The organism is Acrocarpospora catenulata (genome assembly GCF_018476525.1).
Taxonomy (GTDB): domain Bacteria; phylum Actinomycetota; class Actinomycetes; order Streptosporangiales; family Streptosporangiaceae; genus Acrocarpospora; species Acrocarpospora catenulata.
Window position 1 is genome coordinate 1 of record NZ_JAHCST010000128.1, and the last position, 5013, is coordinate 5013.

Annotated in this window: 3 protein-coding genes; all 3 read left to right on the forward strand. The window is 66.7% G+C overall.

The genetic code is table 11. The features are described from left to right. Positions 1-802: 802 nt before the first annotated feature. The 3 genes from KIP79_RS45845 (at position 803) to KIP79_RS45855 (ending at position 4677) form a co-directional block, all read left to right on the forward strand. The gene (locus KIP79_RS45845) at positions 803-2587 is read left to right on the forward strand and encodes a replication initiator (protein ID WP_372453764.1); all 1785 of its coding nucleotides are present in this window, start codon (positions 803-805) and stop codon (positions 2585-2587) included. Between the two features lie 441 nt (positions 2588-3028). Next, positions 3029-3190, forward strand: coding sequence for a helix-turn-helix transcriptional regulator (locus KIP79_RS49955; RefSeq protein ID WP_214111375.1), 162 nt, complete (start codon positions 3029-3031; stop codon positions 3188-3190). A 14-nt stretch (positions 3191-3204) separates the two neighbouring features. After that, positions 3205-4677, forward strand: coding sequence for a tyrosine-type recombinase/integrase (locus KIP79_RS45855; RefSeq protein WP_214111373.1), 1473 nt, complete (start codon positions 3205-3207; stop codon positions 4675-4677). The last annotated feature ends 336 nt before the right edge of the window (positions 4678-5013 follow it).

Genomic DNA, 5013 nt, shown 5'->3' on the forward strand with positions numbered 1-5013 from the left:
GGCTGCCCTCAGCTTCCCCGCCCTGCTGCGACAGTTTGGGGGAGAAGGTCTTTCACCTCCTCGCGAACCGGTGCGCCGCACGGCGCACCTTGACTCATATAAGAACAATTCGGCAGATCGCCCGACCGGCTATCAGGAGACCGGTCAAGTTGCCGGGGTTGCGGTGCCCGGAGTGTTCCCCCGAACGGCCGTAGGTAGGGGTGCACTGCGAGGTCCGGGCGTTCTTTGGTGTCTTAGGGGCGGAGCCCCGGAGCCATGTCCGGTCCGTGGCGTGCGCTCCTGCCCGGGTGGTCGGGGGGCGTAGGGTTCGCCCCGGCTTCCTCGCTCTCCCTCGCCTTCCCTTGCCCTGCTGTCCTTCCCCTTCCGTGTTCGGCAATTGGGTGCTGGGGTGTCGGGGTGCTGGCTGGGCTTTGGTTATGCCGGTTGGTTATGAGTCCGGTCCGTTGGAGCCCTCGGTTACGTCTTGAGTAGGTATAGCGCGGTTCTGAGTATCGCTTTGGGTATCGGAGCGGATGTTTCCAGCGTCAAAAACAATGACAGTCAGATGAAGTCAATAATCCTTGTTTCCGCATGTGGACAGGGAACTATTCCTGACCGTCATTCGTTTCATTGGAAACAATCCAGCCGACATGAGGAGTGATGCAATGTGGCGTCCCGCTGCCGGTCTACCTGCGCGGATGCGTTCTTCGGGTGATGCCGCGTAGGCGCGGCTGTTAGCCCTTTCCAGGCCCGGCCGGTCGGTCCGGGATTCGTTCTCAGCGGTTTCTGCTGGCGGTTCCTACTCTCACTCACTCTCCCCTGGGTGGTGTCGTGGTCCGCGCGTGCGCGCTGGTGTGCGCGCTCGGGTTTCGGCCGGATTCGCCAGCTGGTCATCAAAGCCTTTTCAGCCATCAGGAGAGTTGTTGTGCTGCGCGAGTTACCCGGACAGGAAGTCGCGGGCGTGGTCTCGGCCCGGCCGGATGCGTCGGTGGTGTTCGTGCCGACCGTGTTGGATCCGGCGGTTGCCGAACGGCTGGCGGTCGAGCATGGGGTGTGTATCCGGCCGGTGCCGATGCGTCGTCAGGATGTGGTGACCGGTGCCGTGGAAGTGATCGACCTGCCGTGCGGGAACTGGCGGGAGAGCTGGTGTCCGCCGTGCGCGCGGCGGGTGCGCGACCTTCGGCGGGCTCAATGCCGGGAAGGCTGGCACCTGGAGCAAGAGCCGGTCTCCGGGGACTTCATGTCTGCCGGGGAGTATCGGCGGTATCTGGCTGATCTGCGGGTTCAGGCGGTGGGCTGGCGGGATGAGGCTGCGGCGGCCGGTGAGGACACGGCGGATCTGGATGCGGCGATTGCCGAACTGGATGCGGAGATCGCGGCGGCCGAACCTGGCGGGCGGGGTGCGGGTGAGGCGGGGTCGTCGGATGGTGAGTCGGCGGGTGAGGGGTCGGCTGATGGGGCGGGGTCGCGTCGGGTGCGGTCTACGCGGCGTCGTCAGGATGTGCCGGATCTGCCTAAGCGTGAGGTGCGGGACTCGACGTTGGGACGTACCTTTGCCGGGCGGGAGGGTCGGACGTTCCGGCCGTCGATGTTCCTCACGCTCACGTTGCCGTCCTACGGCAAGGTGAGGGACGGGGTTCCGGTTGATCCGGAGCGGTACGACTACGCGGCGGCGGCTCGGGACGCTCTTCACTTCTCCAAGCTGGTGGATCGCTTCGTGCAGAACCTTCGCCGTGTGGCGGGGTTTGACGTGCAGTACTTCGCGGTGGTGGAACCGCAGAAGCGGCGGGCTCCGCACTTGCACATGGCGATCCGGGGCACCCTGCCCAGGGCTGAGCTGCGGCGGGTGGTGGCGGCCACCTATCACCAGGTGTGGTGGCCTGCGGTGGACGTGGTCCGGTTCGACGGGGAGCACGTTCCGGTCTGGCAGGACGGGGCCGGGTATGCGGACCCTGTCACGGGTGAAGTGCTTCCCACCTGGGATGAAGCGCTGGACCGGTTGGCGGCCAGCGCTGAGGCCGAACCGCTGCATGTTCTGAGGTTCGGTACTCAGCTCGACATGCAGGGCGTGCTAGGCGGGACCCCGGATGCCGACCAGCGGATCAAGTACCTGTCCAAGTATCTGAGCAAGTCGCTCGGTGAGGGCTGGGACGCTCCGCCCGGATCGGCGAACGCGGATCATGTGGCGCGGTTGGTGGAGGCGGTCCGCTGGGAGCCCTGTTCACCCGAGTGCGCCAACTGGCTGCGGTACGGGGTGCAGCCCAAGGGCTGTAAGGCGGGGTTGCGTCCTGGCTGGTGCCGGAAGAAGGCGCACAAGCCCGACCACTTGGGTTATGGCGGGCGGCGGGTGTTGGTGTCGCGGAAGTGGTCGGGCAAGACCCTTGCCGGGCACAAGGCCGACCGGAGGGCGTGGGCGCTGGCGGCGCTGGGGTTGGACCCGGGTCAGGAGGAGCGGGAGCCGGGCCGGTTCGTGTGGCGGCGGGTGAGTGCGTCTGATCCGGGTCTGGAACCGGTGGCGGTGCGGCTGTTGCGGTTGGTTGCCGAACGCATCCGAAGACGGGCGGAGACCGAACGGCATCAAGCGGCGGCGGTGGAGGGGTCGCCGTGAGTGGTCAGAGCAGGAAAGGGCCGTGCCGACGAACTTGGGCTCCGATGCCTGCGCTGGGTACCGCACCTCAGACAGGTCGGCGGTTGCTGGCGGGGTTGCGGGTCGGCGCGTGTGGGGAGCGGGTAAGCGTCGCCTTCAACAGAGCGTGCCGAAGGCTCCTTTACGTACTGGCACTTGGGCGGGCGGGCGGGTCCGGGAGTCCGCAACCGGGGTCACTGTTCGGTTACGGGGGGTTGCAGGGGGGCGTGTGCCAGCGTCGGCGGTCGGGTTGGCGCGGTCACTGCACGCGGTGCCCGGGTTGGATCCCTTTCGCGGTAATGGCGGTGCCGGGTAATTCGGTGGCTATTCCCGGTGGCCCGTGGCTGGCCCGTGACTGGCCCGTGGGCGCATTTCTGAAGGGGGGCGGGAATGGCGCGTAGTGACGTGGATGATGATTTCCTGATGGTGGCTGATTGCTGCCGTATCCTGCGGGTTCCTAGATCCACTTTCTATAGGTGGCTCGCGATCGGAAAAGGCCCGAAATCGCTGCGAATTCCCAACGGAGATAGGCGTATTTCCCGCAAAGAATGGGTAAAATGGTTAGCAGAGCAGGAACTCGACTAGAAAGGGGACGGCACATGGGAAACACGCTCGACATTCAGTTCTGGAAGATTCGCAAGCGGGAGGGCCGTAGGAAGCCCTGGGAACTGCGGTGGGTCGTCAACGAGCGAGAGCACAGCCGGTCATTCCTGACTAAGGCGCTCGCCCAGGGCCATCAGGGCAAGCTCACCGCTGCCGCACGGGTCATCGGGGAAGAGTGGGACCCTGCGACGGGCGAACCGGTCTCCTGGGGGCGGGCTCAAGCGCTGTGGTTCGATCACGTCGTCGAGCTGGCGGCCCGTGGCTGGGATGAAGCCTCGGCGAACACCCGGCGGGGCATCGCCCGGGACCTGACCGACATCACCATGTTGATGTTGGAGACCTCTCTCAAGGCGCGGCGTAACCGGCCCTGTGACAAGGATCTGAGAGCGGCGCTGATGAACTGGGCGTTCGTTCCCGGCCGCATCGAGCGGGAAGCGGTGCCGGACTCGATCGGGGCGGCGCTGGCCTGGCTCAAGGCGTTCACGCGGCCGGTCTCCTGCCTGGCCGACGACCAGACCTTACGCGCGGTGCTGGACGGCATCGCCCGACTTCAGAACGGCACGCCTGCCTCTGCGGCCGTGGTCCGGCATCGGCGCGCTGCGCTGCACCGGGCCGTCGAGCTGGCGGTGTCCAAGAAGCTGGTGCACACCAATCCCCTTCCGGCGATCAAGAGCAAGAAACGGCAGATCAGTGATGACGAGATCTCCCCCGTGATCATCCCCAGCGGTGACCAGGTGACGCGGCTGCTGGATGCCTGCCTGTCGCTTAAGGGTCCGCTAGCCCGGCTGAGGGGTCCGCGTCTGCGGGCCTTCTTCGCGGTCATGTACTACGCGGGGTGCCGTCCGGCCGAGGTCATCGCCCTGCGGGAGATGGACTGCCACCTGCCCAAGACCGGATGGGGGCGGCTCACCCTGTGCGGGTCCTCGCCCGACGTGGGCCAGCTGTGGACCGGAACCGGGGAAAGCCACGAACAGCGGGGGCTCAAGCACCGGGGCCGTAAGGCGGTCCGGATCGTGCCCATCCCTCCGGCCCTGGTCGCCATCCTCCGCGAGCACATCACCACGCACGGCACGGCGGATGACGGGCGGCTGTTCTGGGACGGCGAAGACCGTGCCCGGATCGACAAGGGCGTCTACAACGCCATCTGGCGGCAGGCTCGTAAGGCGGCCTTCCCCGCTGCTGAGTTCGCCTCTCAGGTCGCGCGTCGGCCGTACGACCTGCGGCACACCAACGCCACCATGCAACTGTCGGCGGGTGTCAACCCGCTGGAGGTCGCTAAGCGCATGGGGCACACGGTCAAGGTCCTGTTCGCGGTGTATGCCCACTGGATCGAGTCCGATGAGGACGCCGTGAACGCTAAGATTGAGGCGGCCTTTGATGCCGCTGCGCTCGGCTCTGTGACCAGCGAAGACAAGCCCGCAAAGAACGGGCCACACACGGGCCAAATCCCCGTAAAGGCCGCTGCGTAGAGACGTTTCCGCAGGTCAGGGCCTATATCCCCCGATGGCTTAGCTCCACCACCCACCCTTTCCACCTTCGGTCGGACCCGCCCCCGCCGGGCAGACGGAGCCGCGTGTCGATCCTTGCGCGCCGGGGGCGGAAGCCGATGGCCCCAATGGAGCCGGCTCTGCGACCGAAGATCGAACAAGGCGGGTGGAAGTCCCCCCGGCACTCATGGTGTCCACACCTCGGGGGAAGGCCCTTTCGTGTGCCGGGCGGCAGCCGGCCCTCCCGGCGGAGCCGGGTCCGGACCCGGAGGGGTCCAGGGGTTGGGTGGGTGGGGCCTAACGGTAATGGAGGGGGCG